Here is a 1,772-nt window from a genome sequence, read left to right on the forward strand (position 1 = left end):
GGGTACGCCGGGGTGCGCCGGCACGCCACGCCGGGCCTGCGGGCGCTGCTGCTGCACCGGGTGGCGCTGGCGGCCGCGCTCGACGGGCGGGCCAGCGCGGCCCGGCAGGCGCTCGACGGGGCGCGGCGCGCGGGTGGCGACCCGCCGGAACCGGGTCGGGAGCCGTCCTGGCTCTACTGGCTCGACGGCGTCGAACTGGCGGCGATGACCGGGCGCGCGCTGGTCGCGTTGGGCCACCCCGGCCCGGCCGAGGCGCCGCTGGTCGCCGCCCGGCGGCGCGGGCACCCGCGCGGCGCGGCGATCTACGGCGGCTGGCTGGCCCGGGGCTACCTGCAACTCGGCGAGGTCGAGCAGGCCAGCGCGGTGGCCGGCGAGGCGCTGCTCGACGCGGTCCGCGCCGGCTCGCCACGGGCGCTCGGCCCGCTGTCCGAGCTGCGCCGCCGGCTGGCCGGGCACCCGCACGAGCCGGCCGCACGGCGGTACGCGGCGCTCGTCGCGGCGGCCGGGCCGTACCTGCCCCGCGCGCCGGCGGCGCCGCCGGGCCGGGCCCGCTCCGACGCGCCACCGGGTCGCGGCAGGGCCGCCACGGCGAGTCGGATACCCACGGGTACGGCGGCGCGGAGGCGGACCGGCTAGCGTCGGGGCGTGACCGACGCTGCTCCTGTCTCCCCCGTCGACCGCGCCGGACTGCGCCAACGGGTCGACAAGGCCCTGGCCGAGTTCCTGGCCACCCAACGCACCTGGATGGCCGGGGTCGACGACGCCCTGGCACCGGTCGCCGAGGCGATCGAGGCGTTCGTCCTCGGCGGCGGCAAGCGACTCCGGCCGGCGTTCGCCTACTGGGGCTACCGGGGCGCCGGCGGGGTGGACTCCGACCAGGTGGTGAGCGCCCTGGCCGCGCTGGAGTTCGTCCAGGCCAGCGCCCTGATCCACGACGACCTGATGGACCGCTCCGACACCCGGCGGGGCGAGCCGGCGGTGCACCGCCGGTTCGCCGGCCGGCACCGGGCGGCCGGCTGGCGCGGAGACCCGAACGGCTTCGGCGACGCGGCGGCGATCCTGCTCGGCGACCTGTGCCTGGTCTGGTCCGACGAGCTGCTGCACTCGGCCGGACTCGAGCCGGGCACGGTGGCCCGGGCCCGGCCGGTCTTCGACGAGATGCGCACCGAGGTGACCGTCGGGCAGTACCTCGACGTGCTGACCCAGGCCACCGGGGACACCTCGGTGGAACGGGCCGGCAAGGTCGCCCGCTACAAGTCGGCGAAGTACACGGTCGAGCGGCCGCTGCTGCTCGGCGCCGCGCTGGCCGGCGCGTCGGCTGACGTGCGGACGGCGTACTCGGCGTACGGGCTGCCGCTGGGCGAGGCGTTCCAGCTCCGCGACGACGTGCTCGGGGTCTTCGGCGACCCGGCCCAGACCGGCAAGCCGGCCGGCGACGACCTGCGCGAGGGCAAGCGCACCTACCTGGTGGCGGCCGCCCTGGAGGCGGCCGACGAGGCGGGCCGGGAGCTGCTGCTCGGCCGGCTGGGCGACCCGGAGCTGGACGAGGAGGGCGTCACCCGGCTCCGCGAGCTGATCACCGGGTGCGGCGCGCTGGCCCGTACCGAGCAGCGGATCGTCACCCTCACCGACGCCGCGCTGGCCGCCCTGACCACCGTCGACCTGGACACCGAGGCCCGCCAGGCCCTGGTCGACCTGGCCATCGCCGCCACCCGCCGCGCCGACTGATACGTAAGCCGCCCGGCTTACGTATCAGAAGCCGAGGGCTTGGG

At 78.0% G+C, this 1,772-nt stretch carries 1 protein-coding gene and 1 pseudogene; both read left to right on the forward strand.

The window, feature by feature from the left end; all coding sequences use genetic code 11:
* A pseudogene (locus tag DLJ47_RS35890) lies at window positions 1–636 on the forward strand (hypothetical protein); the annotation flags it as partial.
* Between the two features lie 9 nt (window positions 637–645).
* The gene (locus tag DLJ47_RS23005) at window positions 646–1,728 is read left to right on the forward strand and encodes a polyprenyl synthetase family protein (RefSeq protein ID WP_109902634.1); all 1,083 of its coding nucleotides are present in this window, start codon (window positions 646–648) and stop codon (window positions 1,726–1,728) included.
* The last annotated feature ends 44 nt before the right edge of the window (window positions 1,729–1,772 follow it).

The sequence above is a fragment of the Micromonospora sp. S4605 genome (assembly GCF_003176715.1).
Taxonomy (GTDB): Bacteria; Actinomycetota; Actinomycetes; order Mycobacteriales; family Micromonosporaceae; genus Micromonospora; species Micromonospora echinaurantiaca.